The organism is Streptomyces sp. NBC_00193, from assembly GCF_026342735.1.
Lineage (GTDB): Bacteria > Actinomycetota > Actinomycetes > Streptomycetales > Streptomycetaceae > Streptomyces > Streptomyces stoeckheimensis.
This window is the reverse complement of the sequence record NZ_JAPEMM010000001.1, coordinates 4,169,082-4,183,933: the sequence shown is the minus strand read 5'-3', so window position 1 is coordinate 4,183,933 and position 14,852 is coordinate 4,169,082. Positions and strand designations below refer to the sequence as shown.

Sequence of the window (14,852 nt, the reverse complement as noted above, 5' to 3'; positions counted from 1 at the left end):
TTGCCCTGCCTGGGGTGAGTGCGGCACACGGTAGCTTTGACGGGATAAGCGGAATGAAACAGAGGGATCGAGGTGCACGTGCCTGACGTCTCCGTGGTCGTCATCGTCTACAACGACGCAGAGCGTCTCCCGGCAGCCGTCCAGTCGGTTTTGGACCAGACCCTGCACGGGGTCGAAGTCGTGATCGTCGACGACTGCAGCAAGGACGGGTCCTACGCGGTCGCCCAGGAGCTCGAAACCGCGCATCCGGGGAGGGTGCGCGCCTTCCGGCTGCCGGAGAACAGCGGGGGCTGCGGCGCCCCGCGCAATCACGGCATCCAGCAGGCCACCGGAACCTACGTCATGTTCCTGGACAGCGATGACGTGCTGGAACGCAATGCCTGCCGCAACATGCTGGACGCCGCCGAGCGGACCGGGTCCGACCTGGTCTCGGGCATGTGCGTCCGGGTCCACCTCGACAACCGTTGGGGCAAGACCACCGAGTGGTACCCGTGGATCTACGCGCGCACCCGCACGCTGGAGTCGATCACCGAGTACCCGGACCTGCTGGTCTACGACACCCTCTCCACGAACAAGTGCTACCGGCGCGCGTTCCTGCTGGAGCAGGGCCTGGAATTCCCGGTGGGCATCCACTACGAGGACCTGCTCTTCTCCGCACAGGCCTACGTCGCCGCCCGCCGCATCACGCTCATCCCGAACCACGTCTACTACTGGAACGTGATCGAGAAGGCCTCGGCGAAGTCGATCAGCAACCGGCGCCACGAGATCGAGAACTTCGTCCACCGGATGGAGATCCACCGCCGCGTCGACGAACTGCTGGCAGCCAAGGGCCACGCGGAGATCAAGTCCGCGAAGGACGCCAAGTTCCTCAAGCACGACCTGGTGCTCCACCTGCGGGACCTGCCCCTGCTCGGTGACGCCTACCGCCAGGAGTTCGCCCGGCTCGCCAACGGCTACCTGGCCGGCATCGACCCGGCCGCGTACGACAACGTCAGCAACCTCCAGGCCATCTGCGCCTACCTGCTCGGCAAGGAGGACTGGGACAACCTCCTGCCCGCCGCCGACGCCATGACCAACCAGGGCCGGCTGACCTCCCCGCTCGCCGAGCGCGACGGGCGCGTCTACTGGTGCGGCCGGCACATCGACGGCCCCGACGCCGAGGAGGCCCGCCGGATACTGGACGTCACCGACCAGGGCTACGCCGGTGCGCCGCTCACCTCCCTCACCCTGGGCAACCGCCTCACCGCGTACGAGGACGACGGCCGCGGCACGGTCACCCTGTCGGGTGCCGTGGTGAACCCGCTGGGCCGGATCCGCCCCGAGGCGGAGCTGAAGGCCTCGCTGGAGTTCCGGGCCCGCCGGCAGATCGGCGTCCGCTCCTTCAGCTTCCCGGTGGCAACCGTGCGCCACGCCGGTGACACGATCGAGTGGAAGGCCACGGCCGACATCGGCAGCACCGTCCGCCCGCTCGGCATCATCGACGCGGTCTGGGACGTACGCCTGAAGTTGACGGCCGGCGGCGACCGGATCACCACCCGCGTCTCCGTCGGCGGGGTCGACCTGGAGCAGGCCGCCCGGCTGCGCGTGCGCCCGAGGCTGACCCGGCTGGTCTCCGACCGCTTCGAGCCGGAGATGACCAAGAAGGGCAACCTCTCCTACGTCCTGACCGCCGAGGGCGCCGCCGCCGTGCGCACCCAGACGCTGATCAACAGCGCGATGCACGGCAAGGCCGCGGGCGTGGTCAAGCGGGGCCTGCGCAGGGCCCTGCGGGCCCGCCGCAACATCGGCTCGGGCGAGCAGAAGGTGAAGGTCTACCACGAGGTCTTCTCGAAGCTGCCCATCAAGAAGGGCACGGTCGTCTTCGAGAGCCACATGGGCAAGCAGTACAGCGACAGCCCGAAGGCGATCTACGAGGAACTGGTGCGCTCCGGCGTGCAGTTCGAGGCGATCTGGTCGTACGCGGGCGGCCGGCCCACCGGCTTCCCCAAGGAGGCCACCCTGGTGCGGCGTTGGAGCTGGGCCTACCTGCGGGCGCTGGCCCAGGCCGAGTTCTGGATCGACAACCAGGGCTTCCCGCTGGCGCTGGCCAAGCGCCCGGGGACCACGTACATCCAGACCTGGCACGGCTCGGCGCTGAAGCGGATGGGCTTCCACGAGCCCCGCACCAAGGCGCAGGACCGGGCGGGCCAGGCCCGGTTCCAGGCGGCCGTCGACCGCTTCGACCACTTCCTGATCCGTTCCGAGCACGACGCCCGCACCCTCGCCAAGGGTTTCCGGCTGCGTGACGAGGTGCTGCTGCGCACCGGCTACCCGCGCAACGACGCCCTGGTCGCGGCCCACCGCTCCGAGGCGAACAGCGGCGAGCGGGTCCGCGGCGCCCTGGCCGGCGAGTTCGGGATCGACCCGGAGAAGAAGGTGCTGCTGTACGCGCCGACCTTCCGGGCGAACGCGGACGGCGCGGTGGAGGGCTTCGAGTTCCCCTTCGACGTGGAGGAGTTCGCCGACCGGCTCGGCGACCGCTTCACGCTGCTGGTGCGCACCCACTACCTCAACAGCGTCACGCTGCCGCCGTCGGTCGCGGGCCGGGTCATCGACGTGTCCAAGCACCACGACATCACCCCGCTGCTGGCGCTCGCCGACGGGCTGATCACGGACTACTCGTCCGTGATGTTCGACTACGCGGTCCTGGACCGGCCGATGCTGTTCTTCGCGTACGACTACGAGAAGTACGCGACCGACATCCGCGGCACGTACTTCGACCTCAAGGAGAAGGCGCCGGGCCCGGTGGTCGCCACCGCGGACGAACTGCTCCAGGCCCTCGCCGCCTTCGACGAGGCGGATGCCAAGTACGCCGAGGCGCGCCAGCGCTTCCTCGCCGAGTTCGGCGAGTACGACCGCGGGGACGCGGCCCGCCGGATCGTCGAGAAGTTCTTCACCAGGAGCGGCAAGTGAGCCAGCAGACCGCCACCCCGGGCGGCCGTGACATCTTCCTCGTCTCCAACAGCGTGGACGAGCTGGGCGGCGTGACCACCTGGTCGCACCAGATGGCCCGGCTGTTCAGCGAACGCGGGCACCGGGTGCACGTCATCGGCATCGCCCCCGTCGCCGAGGAGATCCGCCAGCAGCTCCCGGCGGACCTCCCGTACGCGGTGACCACCCTGTACGAGGCCCACCCGCCGGCGGCCCGCCGGCTGCACGGCATCAAGGGCCGGCTCAACGCACCCGAGCGGCGCCGCCAGGCGGCCCGCCGGGCGAAGATGCGGGCCAAGGCGGACCAGTTGGGCGAGCTGCTGCGCGCGGCCCGGCCCGGCGCCGTGGTGATCGTCACCCAGGTCTGGGCGATGGAGTGGGTGGCCCTCGCCGACACCAAGGGCTGCACCGTCATCGGCATGAGCCACGAGTCCTTCGAGGCCAGCAACAAGTCCACCCGGGGTCAGCGGGTCCGCCGGTACTACGCGGACGTCGACCGCATGCTCGTGCTGACCCCCGAGGACGCCGACCTCTGGATCCGCTCGGGCATGGAGAACGTCTCCAGCATGCCGAACCCGCTGCCGTTCATGCCCGCCTCCCCCGCCCCGCGCACCGAGAAGGTCGTGGCGAGCGTCGGCCGCCTCGCCTTCGAGAAGGGCGTGGACCTGCTGCTCGACGCCTGGGCCGACGCCTCCCCGCACCACCCCGACTGGGTCCTGCGGATCTACGGGGCGGGCCTGGAGGAGGCGACCCTGCGGGCGCACGCCGCCGGGCTCGGCCTGGAGGACTCCGTGGAGTGGATGGGCAGCACCGGCGACGTGCTGGGCGCGCTGAACGGAGCCTCCGTCTTCGCCCAGGCCTCGCGCGCCGAGGGCTTCCCGATCACGCTGCTGGAGGCGATGGCCGCGGGCGTGCCGGTGGCCGCCTTCGACTGCGCGCCGGGTGTGCGGGAGATCGTGACGCACGGCGAGGACGGGCTGCTGGCCCGGCTCGGCAACACGATGGAGCTGGCCGGACAGCTGGACCGGCTGATGGCCGGCCGGGAACTGCGCGACCGGCTCGGCGACGCCGCGTTCCGCAACGTGAAGCGGTACTCCAGCGCCGAGATCACCGACCGGTGGGAGGAGCTGTTCTCCTTCCTGGAGCGCTGAGGCGGACGCTCGCCTCACGTACGAAGCCGCCCGCCCCGGAATCGACCGGGGCGGGCGGCTTCGTACGTAGGCTCTACGGGCCTCAGGCCTTGCGGTGGGCCTCCCAGCCCTCCCAGGCCGAGGTGATCATGTCGCGGACGTCGTGGCGGGCCTTCCAGCCCAGCTCCGCGGAGATCCGGTCGGCGGAGGCGACGACCTTCGCCGGGTCGCCGGCGCGGCGCGGGGAGACCTCGGGCGCGTAGGCGGGGTCGGTGTGGCCGGTGACCTCGTTCACGAGCTCGACCATCTCGCGGACGGAAACGCCCTCGCCGCGGCCGATGTTGACGGTGAGGTCCTTGTACTCGCCCTGCGCGCCCCATTCGACGAGCTTGCGGGCGGCCACCACGTGGGCCTCCGCGAGGTCGGCGACGTGGATGTAGTCGCGGATGCAGGTGCCGTCCGCGGTCGCGTAGTCGTCACCGAAGATCCGGGCGCCCTCGCCCTTGTCGAACCGCTCGAAGATCATCGGGACCAGGTTGAAGACCCCGGTGTCGGCGAGCTCGGGGGTCGCGGCGCCCGCCACGTTGAAGTAGCGCAGGCACGCGGTGGAGATGCCGTGCGCCTTGCCCGCGGCGCGGACGATCCATTCGCCCGCCAGCTTCGTCTCGCCGTACGGGCTGAGCGGCAGGCACGGGGTGCTCTCGGTGACGAGGTCCACGTCCGGCATCCCGTACACGGAGGCGGAGGAGGAGAAGAGGAAGTTGCGCACGCCCGCGGCGGCCACGGCCTGGAGCAGGACGGTGAGGCCGCCCACGTTCTCCTCGTAGTAGTGCAGCGGCTTCTCGACGGACTCGCCGACCTGCTTCTTGCCCGCGAGGTGCACCACGCCGGTGATCCGGTGCTCGGCGAAGGTCTTGTCGAGGAACTCCCGGTCCAGCACGGAACCGATCACCAGCGGAACGCCCTCCGGGACGCGGGCGGCCTTGCCGGTCGAGAGGTCGTCCAGCACCACCACCTCCTCACCCGCAAGCAGCATCGCGCGGACGACGTGCGCCCCGATGTAACCGGCTCCACCAGTGATCAGAAACGTCATGCGTGTCTCCCCAAATATCTTTCGTACGTCTCGTCCGGCGCCGGACCGTTCAGCCGTTCCGCTCTAGCCGCGCACTATGCGCGCCCGGTGGAACCGGTGACGGGCCAGGCTCATGACACCCGCGGCACCGGGCGCGAGCCGCAGCGCCAGGGATCCCCCGGTCGTGCGGTACGGCTGCGCCAACAGCACACCGTACCGGCTGCTGGGCAGCACCCGTCGGTGCAGGAGGCGGCTGAGGGGGCGGGGGGAGGTGAGCACGGAGCTGCCGTCGGCGCACTCCACGTTCAGTTTCACGTCCCACGCCTGCAGGCCCCGCCGGCCCTCGCCCCGTCCGAGGCGCGCCAGCGTGGTGAGCCGGAAGGGCAGCTCCGCGGTCCACCGCAGGCCGTCCGCGGCGGGAATGAGCTCCACCGGTTCGGCGACCAGCAGCTCCCCCAGGTCGCCCCGGGGCTGGAAGCGCAGCTGGACGGTGCGCGGGCCGGCCGCGGCGAGCCGCCCGTACAGGTCGTGGACCTGGATCCGGAGCCCTGCGCAGCCGCTCGGTTCGGCGTCGATGGTGACGGGCAGGTCCGCCGTCTCCAGCTCGTTCAGCCGGTCCAGCTCCACCGGCAGCGTGTCGCTCCAGACCGGCGTCCCGGAGGGGTTGGTCGCGTACGGGGGCAGCAGGCGGGGCGGGTCGGCGGCGAAGCGGGTCAGCCGCAGCAGGTCGGCGGGGGCGGGCGGCACCTCGGTGGCGCGCAGTACTCGTACGATCCAGCGGGCGTGCGCCCCGGCGGCCTCGATGTCGGCTTCGGAGAACCCGGCGACGTAGTCACGGGTCAGCGTCCACCAGGCGGCCTGGTAGCCGGGGTCCTCGCCGAGCTCGCGCAGGTACATGCGCAGGTCGTACTCCAGGAACTTCACCTGGCAGGCCCGGCCCAGCTCCGGGGAGGACGCCTTCATCAGCCGGGAGGCCACGCGGTGGGCCTCCACGCGCGCGCTCCAGTTGCCGACGTCCTTGCGGTCCAGGGAGATGGAGACCTGGGCGGCGTTGCGGCGCACGTGCCACACGTAGACGAGGTCGCCGATCACCGCGATGCGGGGGCGGGCGGCCAGTACGCGGGCGGTGAAGACGAAGTCCTCGTAGATGAAGCGGCCGTCCGGGAAGCGGATCCCGTACATGTCCAGGAAGGCCCGCTCGTACAGCTTGTTGACGCAGAGGGTGTCGCGGACCAGCTCCGGACGGTCCGCCGGGCGCTCGATGACCTCGCCCGGCGTGTACAGGCCGGGCACCCAGGGCACGTCACGGCTCTCGGGCAGTTCGCGGCGGACGCACGAGCCGACGGTGACCGGCGACCGGTGTTCCCCGGCCGCGGACACCAGGGCCTCGACGGCCCCGCGGGGCAGGACGTCGTCGCTGTCCAGGAACATGACGTACGGGGCGGTGGCGGCGGCGATCCCGTCGTTGCGGGGGGTGCCACAACCCCCGCTGTTCTCCGTGCGGTGCACGACCTTCACGCGCGGGTGGCGGGCCGCCAGCTCGTCCAGCACCTCGGCGGTGCCGTCGCAGGACGCATCGTTGACCGCGATGACCTCGGCAACGACCGGGCCTTGGGCGAGGGCCGAGGAGACGGCCTGACCGACGAGCGCGGCATCGTTGTACGCGATCACGACGACGGCAACTGTGGGGGTATGGGTGCTCGTCACTCGTGGATCCTAGGCCACTGGAGTAAACGTGACCTTAAGACGGGTCACCCGAACGGGGGATAACCGGAATCCTGTGACGAGCCTGTGACGACGGCCGGAGACCCGGCCGTCGCCCTCGGTCACGGCCCGGTCAGAAGGGACGGAACTCGTCGTACTCCTTCTGGGCGGAATCCCGCTCGGCTTCCTTCTCCTTGCGGCGCGTGGTCGCCGGACGCGGCGCCTCCAGACGGTGGTCCTCACCGCGGCGGCCCAGCATCTCGGCGCCGGCCATCATCGTCGGCTCCCAGTCGAACACGACCGCGTTGTCGTCGGAACCGATGGCCACGCCGTCACCCGCACGGGCACCGGCCTTCTTCAGCGCCGCCTCGACGCCGAGGCGGTTGAGGCGGTCGGCGAGGTAGCCGACGGCCTCGTCGATGTTGAAGTCGGTCTGGCGGACCCAGCGCTCCGGCTTCTCGCCGCGCACGCGGTACACGTCCTCGGCCTCGTCGTAGGTGATGGTGAAGCCCGAGTCGTCCACGGCCTTCGGGCGGATGACGATGCGGGTCGCCTCCTCCTTCGGCTTGCGGGCGCGGAACTTCGCGATGACCTCGGCCAGGAAGTAGGACAGCTCCTTCAGGCCCGTACGGTCGACGGCGGAGACTTCGAAGACCTTGTAGCCGCGGGCCTCCAGGTCCGGGCGGACGATGTCGGCGAGGTCCTTGCCGTCGGGGATGTCGACCTTGTTGAGGACGACGAGGCGCGGGCGCTTCTCCAGGCCGCCGCCGTAGAGCTTCAGCTCCTCCTCGATGGCGTCGAGGTCGGCCAGCGGGTCGCGGTCGGACTCCAGGGTGGCGGTGTCCAGGACGTGCACGAGGATCGAGCAGCGCTCGACGTGGCGCAGGAACTCCAGGCCGAGGCCCTTGCCCTGGCTGGCGCCGGGGATGAGGCCCGGGACGTCGGCGATCGTGTAGACCGTCGAGCCGGCGGTGACGACGCCCAGGTTCGGGACGAGGGTGGTGAAGGGGTAGTCGGCGATCTTCGGCTTGGCCGCGGAGAGCACCGAGATCAGCGAGGACTTGCCGGCGCTCGGGAAGCCGACCAGCGCCACGTCGGCGACGGTCTTGAGCTCCAGGATGACGTCGCCGCCGGTACCGGGTACGCCGAGGAGCGCGAAGCCGGGGGCCTTGCGGCGGGCGGAGGAGAGCGCCGCGTTGCCGAGGCCGCCGCGGCCGCCTTCGGCCGCCACGTAGGTGGTGCCCTGGCCGACGAGGTCGGCGAGGACGTTGCCCTCCTTGTCGAGGACGACGGTGCCGTCCGGCACGGGCAGGATGATGTCCTGGCCGTCCTTGCCGGAACGGTTGTCGCCCGCGCCGGGCTGGCCGTTGGTGGCCTTGCGGTGGGGGCTGTGGTGGTACTCCAGCAGGGTGGTGATCGACTGCTCGACCACCAGGATGACGTCGCCGCCACGGCCGCCGTTGCCGCCATCGGGGCCGCCGAGCGGCTTGAACTTCTCCCGGTGAACGGAGGCGCAGCCGTGGCCCCCGTTACCCGCGGCGACGTGCAGCTCGACGCGGTCCACGAAGGTGGTCATGGTTGTTCCTCCAGATACAGCGGGAATATCCCGGAAAGCCCGGGGGGTAGGCCTTGCTACCCATTAAACGTGTCTATGTGACAACGCGCCGAGGGCGGACCTCTCTTCCCGGCTGACGCCGGGAAGAGTTGAGATCCGCCCTCGGGGTGTTACGAACGCTTCAGATCAGCAGGAGCTGAATCAGGCGGCCGGAACGATGTTGACGACCTTGCGGCCACGGTGCGTGCCGAACTCGACCGAACCGGCCTGCAGCGCGAACAGCGTGTCGTCGCCACCACGACCGACACCCGAACCCGGGTGGAAGTGGGTGCCGCGCTGGCGGACGAGGATCTCACCAGCGGAAACGACCTGACCGCCGAAGCGCTTCACGCCGAGCCGCTGAGCGTTGGAATCGCGCCCGTTCCGGGTGGACGATGCGCCCTTCTTGTGTGCCATGTCTCAGTCCCTCTTACTTCGCAGCCGCGGGGATACCGGTGACCTTGATCGCCGTGTACTGCTGGCGGTGACCCTGGCGACGGCGGTAGCCGGTCTTGTTCTTGTACCGAAGGATGTCGATCTTGGCACCCTTGTGGTGGTCCACGATCTCGGCCTGGACCTTGATGCCGGCCAGGACCCACGGGTCGCTGGTCACGGCTTCGCCGTCGACAACGAGCAGGGTCGAGAGCTCGACCGTGTCGCCAACCTTGGCAGTGGGAATCTTGTCAACTTCAACGATGTCGCCGACAGCAACCTTGTGCTGGCGACCACCGCTGCGCACGATGGCGTACACGCGGATCTCTCTCTCACTCGAAATCGGGAACCCCTGAAGCCAGCCGGCCCCGCGTGAACCGCAGGCCGGCCTCCCCCGCCCCAGCCGCGAGGCGGCGGTACGGGAGGTGAGGTGCTCAGTGGATTGGCGTGCGCATAGACACGCCAGCGACCTAGGTTACGGGGCCCGGTCGGAGGGGTCAAACCGGGGTCTCGGAGACGGGCTCGGCCACCCGTCCAGGCCGGTCGAGCCGTCCTGCACGGTGCCGCTGAGACCCCGTACGGGCCCTCCCGGCCGGCCTGGACGGGCCAGGTGCGGCCGTCGCCCCGCAGGGCCGCGCACGCGCCTCCGCGCAGCTTTGAAGGCCGAAGCCCCCGCCCGGCACCGAAGGGTGCCGGGCGGGGGCCGGTGGAACGCGATCCGCGGATCAGGCTTCGGTCGGAGCCGAGACGGAGGGCAGCGTCTGCTGCTCGGCCGCCGCGGTCTTCTTCGTAGCCCGCTTCGTGGCCGTCTTCTTCGCGGCCGTCTTGGCGGTCGTCGTCTTCTTGGCCGCGGTCTTCTTCACGGCCGCCGCCTTCTTGGCCGGGGCCTTCTTCGCCGCGGTCGTGGTCGCCTTCTTGGCGGCCGTCTTGCGGACCGCCTTCTTGGCGGGAGCCGCCGGGGCGGCCTCCTCGACGACGGCCTCGGCCGCCTCCTCGGGGGCCTGTGCCGGCGTCTCGACCGGCGCCTCGACGACCAGTACGGCCGCCTCCGCGCCCGCCGGGGAACCGGCCGGAGCAGTGGCCTTACGGGTGGCACGGCGACGCGGACGGGCCGGCGCGGCCTCGACCGTCTCGGCCGGGGCCTCGACGACGACCGGCGCGGCGATCTCGACGGCGATCTCGGGCTCCGGCTCCGGCTCGGCCACGGGGGCCTCGATCACCGGCTCCGGGGCCTGGACCGCCTCGGCCGGGGCGCCCGCCGGAGCGGTCGCCTTCCGGGTGGCGCGACGGCGGGTGCGGCCCTTGGGGGCCTCCTCCGCGACCGGCTCCGCGACGACCGCCTCGGCGATCTCGACGACGGCCTCGGGCTCTGCGGCCTCGACGGCCTCGACGAGCTCCACCTCGGCCTCGACCACCGGCTCGGGCTCGGCCACGGGGGCCGCGGCCGCCGGGGTGCGGTCCGTCGCCGCACCGCGCGGGGCGCCCGCCGGAGCGGTCGCCTTGCGGGTGGCGCGGCGGCGGTTGCGGCGCCCGCTCACTCCGGCAGCCGCCTCGGCCTCGGCCGGGCTGCTGTAGAGCTCCTCGTCGTCGACGAAGGAGGGCTCGGGCAGCGCCACGGGGGCGGCCACCTCCGCGGCCAGTTCCGCCTCGGTCTCGATCTCGTAGACCTCGCCCTCGGCGGTGTCCACGGCCTCGATCTCGTGGTCGTGCTCGTGTCCGGCCTGGCCACCGCGGCGCTTGGAGCGCTTGCCGTTGCCACCGCCGCCGACCACGGTCGGGGTCTCCATGTGCACGATGACGCCGCGGCCGTTGCAGTGGACGCAGGTCTCGGAGAAGGACTCCAGCAGACCCTGGCCCACGCGCTTGCGGGTCATCTGGACCAGACCCAGCGAGGTCACCTCGGCGACCTGGTGCTTGGTGCGGTCACGGCCCAGGCACTCCAGCATGCGCCGCAGGACCAGGTCGCGGTTGGACTCCAGGACCATGTCGATGAAGTCGATGACCACGATGCCGCCGAGGTCGCGCAGCCGCAGCTGGCGCACGATCTCCTCGGCCGCCTCCAGGTTGTTCCTGGTGACGGTCTCCTCGAGGTTGCCGCCCTGACCGGTGAACTTGCCGGTGTTGACGTCGATGACGATCATCGCTTCGGTCTTGTCGATCACGAGCGAACCGCCCGAGGGCAGCCACACCTTGCGGTCGAGCGCCTTGGCGAGCTGCTCGTCGATCCGGTACGTCGCGAAGACGTCCACCTCGGAGGTCCAGCGCTTCAGCCGGTCGGCCAGGTCCGGGGCCACGTGGTTCACGTAGCCGTGGATGGTCTCCCAGGCGCTGTCACCGCTGACGATGACCTTGGTGAAGTCCTCGTTGAAGATGTCGCGCACGACGCGGACGGTCATGTCCGGCTCGCCGTACAGGAGGCTCGGCGAAGAGGTCGTGAGCTGCTTCGACTTCTTCTGGATGTCCTCCCACTGGGCCTGCAGACGCTCGACGTCGCGGCGCAGCTCGTCCTCGCTCGCACCCTCGGCTGCGGTGCGCACGATGACGCCCGCGTCCTCGGGGACGATCTTCTTGAGGATGGTCTTCAGGCGCGCGCGCTCGGTGTCGGGCAGCTTGCGGCTGATGCCGGTCATCGAGCCCTCGGGCACGTAGACCAGGTAGCGGCCGGGCAGCGAGACCTGGCTGGTCAGGCGGGCGCCCTTGTGGCCGATCGGGTCCTTGGTGACCTGCACCAGGACCGACTGGCCGGACTTGAGGGCGGACTCGATGCGGCGCGGCCCGTTGGCCATGCCGAGCGCCTCGAAGTTGACCTCACCGGCGTACAGGACCGCGTTGCGGCCCTTGCCGATGTCGATGAAGGCGGCCTCCATGGACGGCAGCACGTTCTGGACCTTGCCCAGGTAGACGTTGCCGACGTACGAGGTGGCTTCTTCCTTGTTGACGTAGTGCTCGACGAGCACGTTGTCCTCGAGGACGCCGATCTGGGTGCGCTCGCCGGACTGGCGGACGACCATGACGCGCTCGACGGCCTCGCGGCGGGCCAGGAACTCGGCCTCGGTGATGATCGGGACGCGGCGGCGGCCCTGCTCGCGGCCCTCGCGGCGGCGCTGCTTCTTGGCCTCCAGGCGGGTCGAGCCCTTGATGGACTGGACCTCGTCGGAGGAGGTGGAGCCGGTGAGGGCCTCCGCCCGCTCGCGCGCCGGGCGCGGCTCGCGGACCTTGACGACCGTGCGCACACCGTCGTCCTCGGCCGCGTCGGCGTCCGTGCCACCGTCACCGCTGCGACGGCGTCGACGCCGGCGACGACGGCTGGAGCTGGAGCCGAGGGCCCCGTTCTCCTCGTCGTCCTCGGCCTCTTCGGTGTCCGCGTCCTCGGCGGACTCGGCCTCCTCGGACTCGGCCTCTTCCTCGGCCGACTCGTCGAGGTCGGCGGCCTCACCGCGACGGCGGCGACGGCCACCACGGCGGCGACGGCGCGACGGGCGGCCGTCCGACTCGTCGAAGTCCTCCTCGGCGGAGCCTTCGAGCTCGGCCTCGGCCTCTTCCTCGACCAGCTCTACGTCGGCCAGTGTGACCGGGCCGGACGGCGCGGCGGCGGCCGGAGCCGGGGCCACGGGCGCGGCGGTCTCGGCGGCGGCTCCGCGGCCACGGCGGCGGCGACGGCCGGCCGGCTGTGGGGCGGGGGCCGGAGCGGCCTCGGCCTCGACCTCGGTCTCGACGAGGTCGAGCTCCTCCTCGTCGAGCTCCTCGACCGGGGCGGCGGCAGCGGCGGCCGCGGCCATCATGGCCGCGGTCTCCGGGGTCTGGAACATCGGCTCGGCGAACACCGGGGCCTGGAACACGGCGACGGCGGGGCGCCCGGCGCGGCGGCCGCGGGCCGGCGCTTCGGCGGCGGGAGCCGCCGGCTGCGCTGCGGCGGGAGCCACGGGCTGCGCGGCGGCGGCCGGGGCGGTGGTGGAACGGGTGGCGCGGCGGCGGCCGCCGCGCTTCGGGGAGTCCACGGCGTCGGCCACGGTGACGGTGGCCTTGGCGGCGGCCACCGGGGCCTCGGCCACGGCGGTGTCGGGGGTGACGGCCTCGGCGGCGGGCGCCTCGGGGGCGGTCACGGCGCGGGTGGCACGGCGACGGGCACGCGGGGCCGGAGCAGCGGGCTCCTCGACGGCCTCGGCGACCGGGGCGGCCACGGGAGCCTCGACCACTGCCTCCGCGACGGGCGCCTCGGGAGCGGCCACGGCACGGGTCGCACGGCGACGGGCACGCGGGGCCGGAGCAGCGGGCTCCTCGACGGCCTCGGCGACCGGGGCGGCCACGGGAGCCTCGACCACTGCCTCCGCGACGGGCGCCTCGGGAGCGGCCACGGCACGGGTCGCACGGCGACGGGCACGCGGGGCCGGAGCAGCGGGCTCCTCGACGGCCTCGGCGACCGGGGCGGCCACGGGAGCCTCGACCACTGCCTCCGCGACGGGCGCCTCGGGGGCGGCCACGGCGCGGGTCGCACGGCGACGGGCACGCGGGGCCGGAGCAGCGGGCTCCTCGACGACCGGAGCGGCTGCCGCGGCGGGAGCCTCGACCACGACCTCGGCGGCGGACGCCTCGGGGGCGGCCACGGCGCGGGTCGCACGGCGACGGGTACGGGCCGGGGCGGCGGCCGGGGCGGCCTCCTCGGCGGGAGCTGCGGCCACCACGGGCGCGGGAGCGGTCTCGGCGGCGGCTACGGCGCCGCCGGGCGGGCCGGCCGGGCGGGACGCGGCACGCCGGCGCCTGCGCGGCGGCAGGTTGTCGCTCGGGCTGCCTGCGTCGGCGGCACCGTTGGTGACGTTGTCATTTTCGTTGTTGAGCATGCGGGGTTTCTCCCGTCACGCTCCCGGGCGCCGCGGCTGACTTCCGGTCCGGCACGGTTCCGCGTAATGAGCGCGGAACCGGCCTCCGGGGCGCGTTCGCCACACGGGAGCTCAGTTCAATGGCCGCCGGTTCCGTACGTGTAGTCCGTACGGCCTGGCGGAAGTCTTCAAGTCTTCAGGTCTGTGCGCGGCCCGACCCAGGTGGCTCCCGAGTCCCAGGGCTGCGCGACGACGGCGTTCCTTACGCGGCGGGACCTTCCGGCGCCTTCGCGTCGGCGGTTGCGGCCGCCGTGGGTGGGGCGGTCGTGACAGCCTCGCGGTCGGGCGCGAGCGGGTCGGTCACCGTGCCGGACTCCTCGTCGAAGAGCCCCTGCGCCAGCCTGGTCACCGCAGCGGGGACCGGCGGCGTTAGGTCGGCCACAGCTCGGAGACCGGACAGGACGTCGTCGGGTCGCACGGCAGGTGTCAGATGCCGAACAACCAGCCGCAGTATCGCACAAGCATTGTCCAGGGGCCTATCAGCCTCCGCGGTCCCCGTAACGGGAACCACTTCCAGACTGACCACGGCGCCACGCGTGTCGAAGGTGCGCATGCCGTTCTTGGTGCGGCGCTGGACCTCCACGGCCTCGGCCGCGAGGAAGGCCTCGACCGCCTTCTGTGCGTCCCCGGGCTCCACGCCGTCCAGGCGCAGCTCCCACACGGAGGCCGTCAGCCGGTCGGCGAGACCGGAGGTGTGCGCCTCCACGGCGTCGATGATGTCGAGGCCGACGGGCATCGACTCGTCGAGCAGCTCGCGCAGGACCGCGGGGTCGCGGGCCTCGGCGAGGGCGATCTCCAGGTACTCGGCCTCGCTGCCGGTCCCGGTCGGGGCGGCGTTCGCGTACGAGACGCGGGGGTGCGGGGTGAAGCCCGCCGAGTACGCCATGGGCACCTCGGAGCGGCGCAGGGCCCGCTCGAAGGCACGCTGGAAGTCCCGGTGGCTGGTGAACCGGAGGCGGCCGCGCTTGGTGTAGCGCAGACGGATGCGCTGCACTACCGGTGCGGGAGGCGGGCCTTCGGGCTGTCGCTTGCCCAGTGGTTCATCTCCTTGTGCGGGGCTCCGCGGCTCGCGC

General features: G+C 71.9%; 9 protein-coding genes. 2 read left to right on the top strand and 7 right to left on the bottom strand.

Annotated elements, in window-relative coordinates; translation table 11 throughout:
- Positions 1–72 precede the first annotated feature (72 nt).
- Positions 73–2,952, top strand: a complete 2,880-nt coding sequence (locus OG898_RS18520) for a bifunctional glycosyltransferase family 2 protein/CDP-glycerol:glycerophosphate glycerophosphotransferase (protein ID WP_250739455.1) — start codon at positions 73–75, stop codon at positions 2,950–2,952.
- On the top strand, positions 2,949–4,121 hold the full coding sequence (locus tag OG898_RS18515) for a glycosyltransferase (RefSeq protein ID WP_250739456.1): 1,173 nt from the start codon (positions 2,949–2,951) through the stop codon (positions 4,119–4,121). Before OG898_RS18520 ends, OG898_RS18515 begins: the two co-directional genes overlap by 4 nt.
- An 82-nt stretch (positions 4,122–4,203) precedes the next feature.
- Here the strand turns inward: OG898_RS18515 and galE are convergent, their stop codons facing one another.
- From galE to OG898_RS18480, 7 genes are all read right to left on the bottom strand, one after another.
- Positions 4,204–5,193 (bottom strand): UDP-glucose 4-epimerase GalE, encoded by a 990-nt coding sequence (galE, locus tag OG898_RS18510; protein WP_250739457.1) that lies wholly within the window; start codon positions 5,191–5,193, stop codon positions 4,204–4,206.
- 63 nt (positions 5,194–5,256) lie between these two features.
- Positions 5,257–6,879, bottom strand: a complete 1,623-nt coding sequence (locus tag OG898_RS18505; RefSeq protein ID WP_250739458.1) for a glycosyltransferase family 2 protein — start codon at positions 6,877–6,879, stop codon at positions 5,257–5,259.
- Positions 6,880–7,009: 130 nt separating this feature from the next.
- Positions 7,010–8,452: a GTPase ObgE gene (gene obgE, locus OG898_RS18500; RefSeq protein WP_250739459.1), complete on the bottom strand. Its 1,443-nt coding sequence runs from the start codon at positions 8,450–8,452 to the stop codon at positions 7,010–7,012.
- 180 nt (positions 8,453–8,632) lie between these two features.
- The gene (gene rpmA / locus OG898_RS18495) at positions 8,633–8,887 is read right to left on the bottom strand and encodes a 50S ribosomal protein L27 (protein WP_030013081.1); all 255 of its coding nucleotides are present in this window, start codon (positions 8,885–8,887) and stop codon (positions 8,633–8,635) included.
- Positions 8,888–8,900: 13 nt separating this feature from the next.
- Positions 8,901–9,221, bottom strand: coding sequence for a 50S ribosomal protein L21 (gene rplU / locus OG898_RS18490; RefSeq protein WP_214950890.1), 321 nt, complete (start codon positions 9,219–9,221; stop codon positions 8,901–8,903).
- Positions 9,222–9,627: 406 nt separating this feature from the next.
- Positions 9,628–13,740, bottom strand: coding sequence for an Rne/Rng family ribonuclease (locus OG898_RS18485; protein WP_266958083.1), 4,113 nt, complete (start codon positions 13,738–13,740; stop codon positions 9,628–9,630).
- 241 nt (positions 13,741–13,981) lie between these two features.
- On the bottom strand, positions 13,982–14,773 hold the full coding sequence (locus OG898_RS18480) for a TIGR03936 family radical SAM-associated protein (RefSeq protein WP_266958081.1): 792 nt from the start codon (positions 14,771–14,773) through the stop codon (positions 13,982–13,984).
- Positions 14,774–14,852: the final 79 nt, after the last annotated feature.

Excerpts from the sequence above, each read along its gene's own strand:
- OG898_RS18485 (WP_266958083.1), bottom strand. The coding sequence starts at position 13,740 with ATGCTCAACAACGAAAATGACAACGTCACCAACGGTGCCGCCGACGCA.
- rpmA (WP_030013081.1), bottom strand. The coding sequence starts at position 8,887 with ATGGCACACAAGAAGGGCGCATCGTCCACCCGGAACGGGCGCGATTCC.
- obgE (WP_250739459.1), bottom strand. The coding sequence starts at position 8,452 with ATGACCACCTTCGTGGACCGCGTCGAGCTGCACGTCGCCGCGGGTAAC.
- galE (WP_250739457.1), bottom strand. The coding sequence starts at position 5,193 with ATGACGTTTCTGATCACTGGTGGAGCCGGTTACATCGGGGCGCACGTC.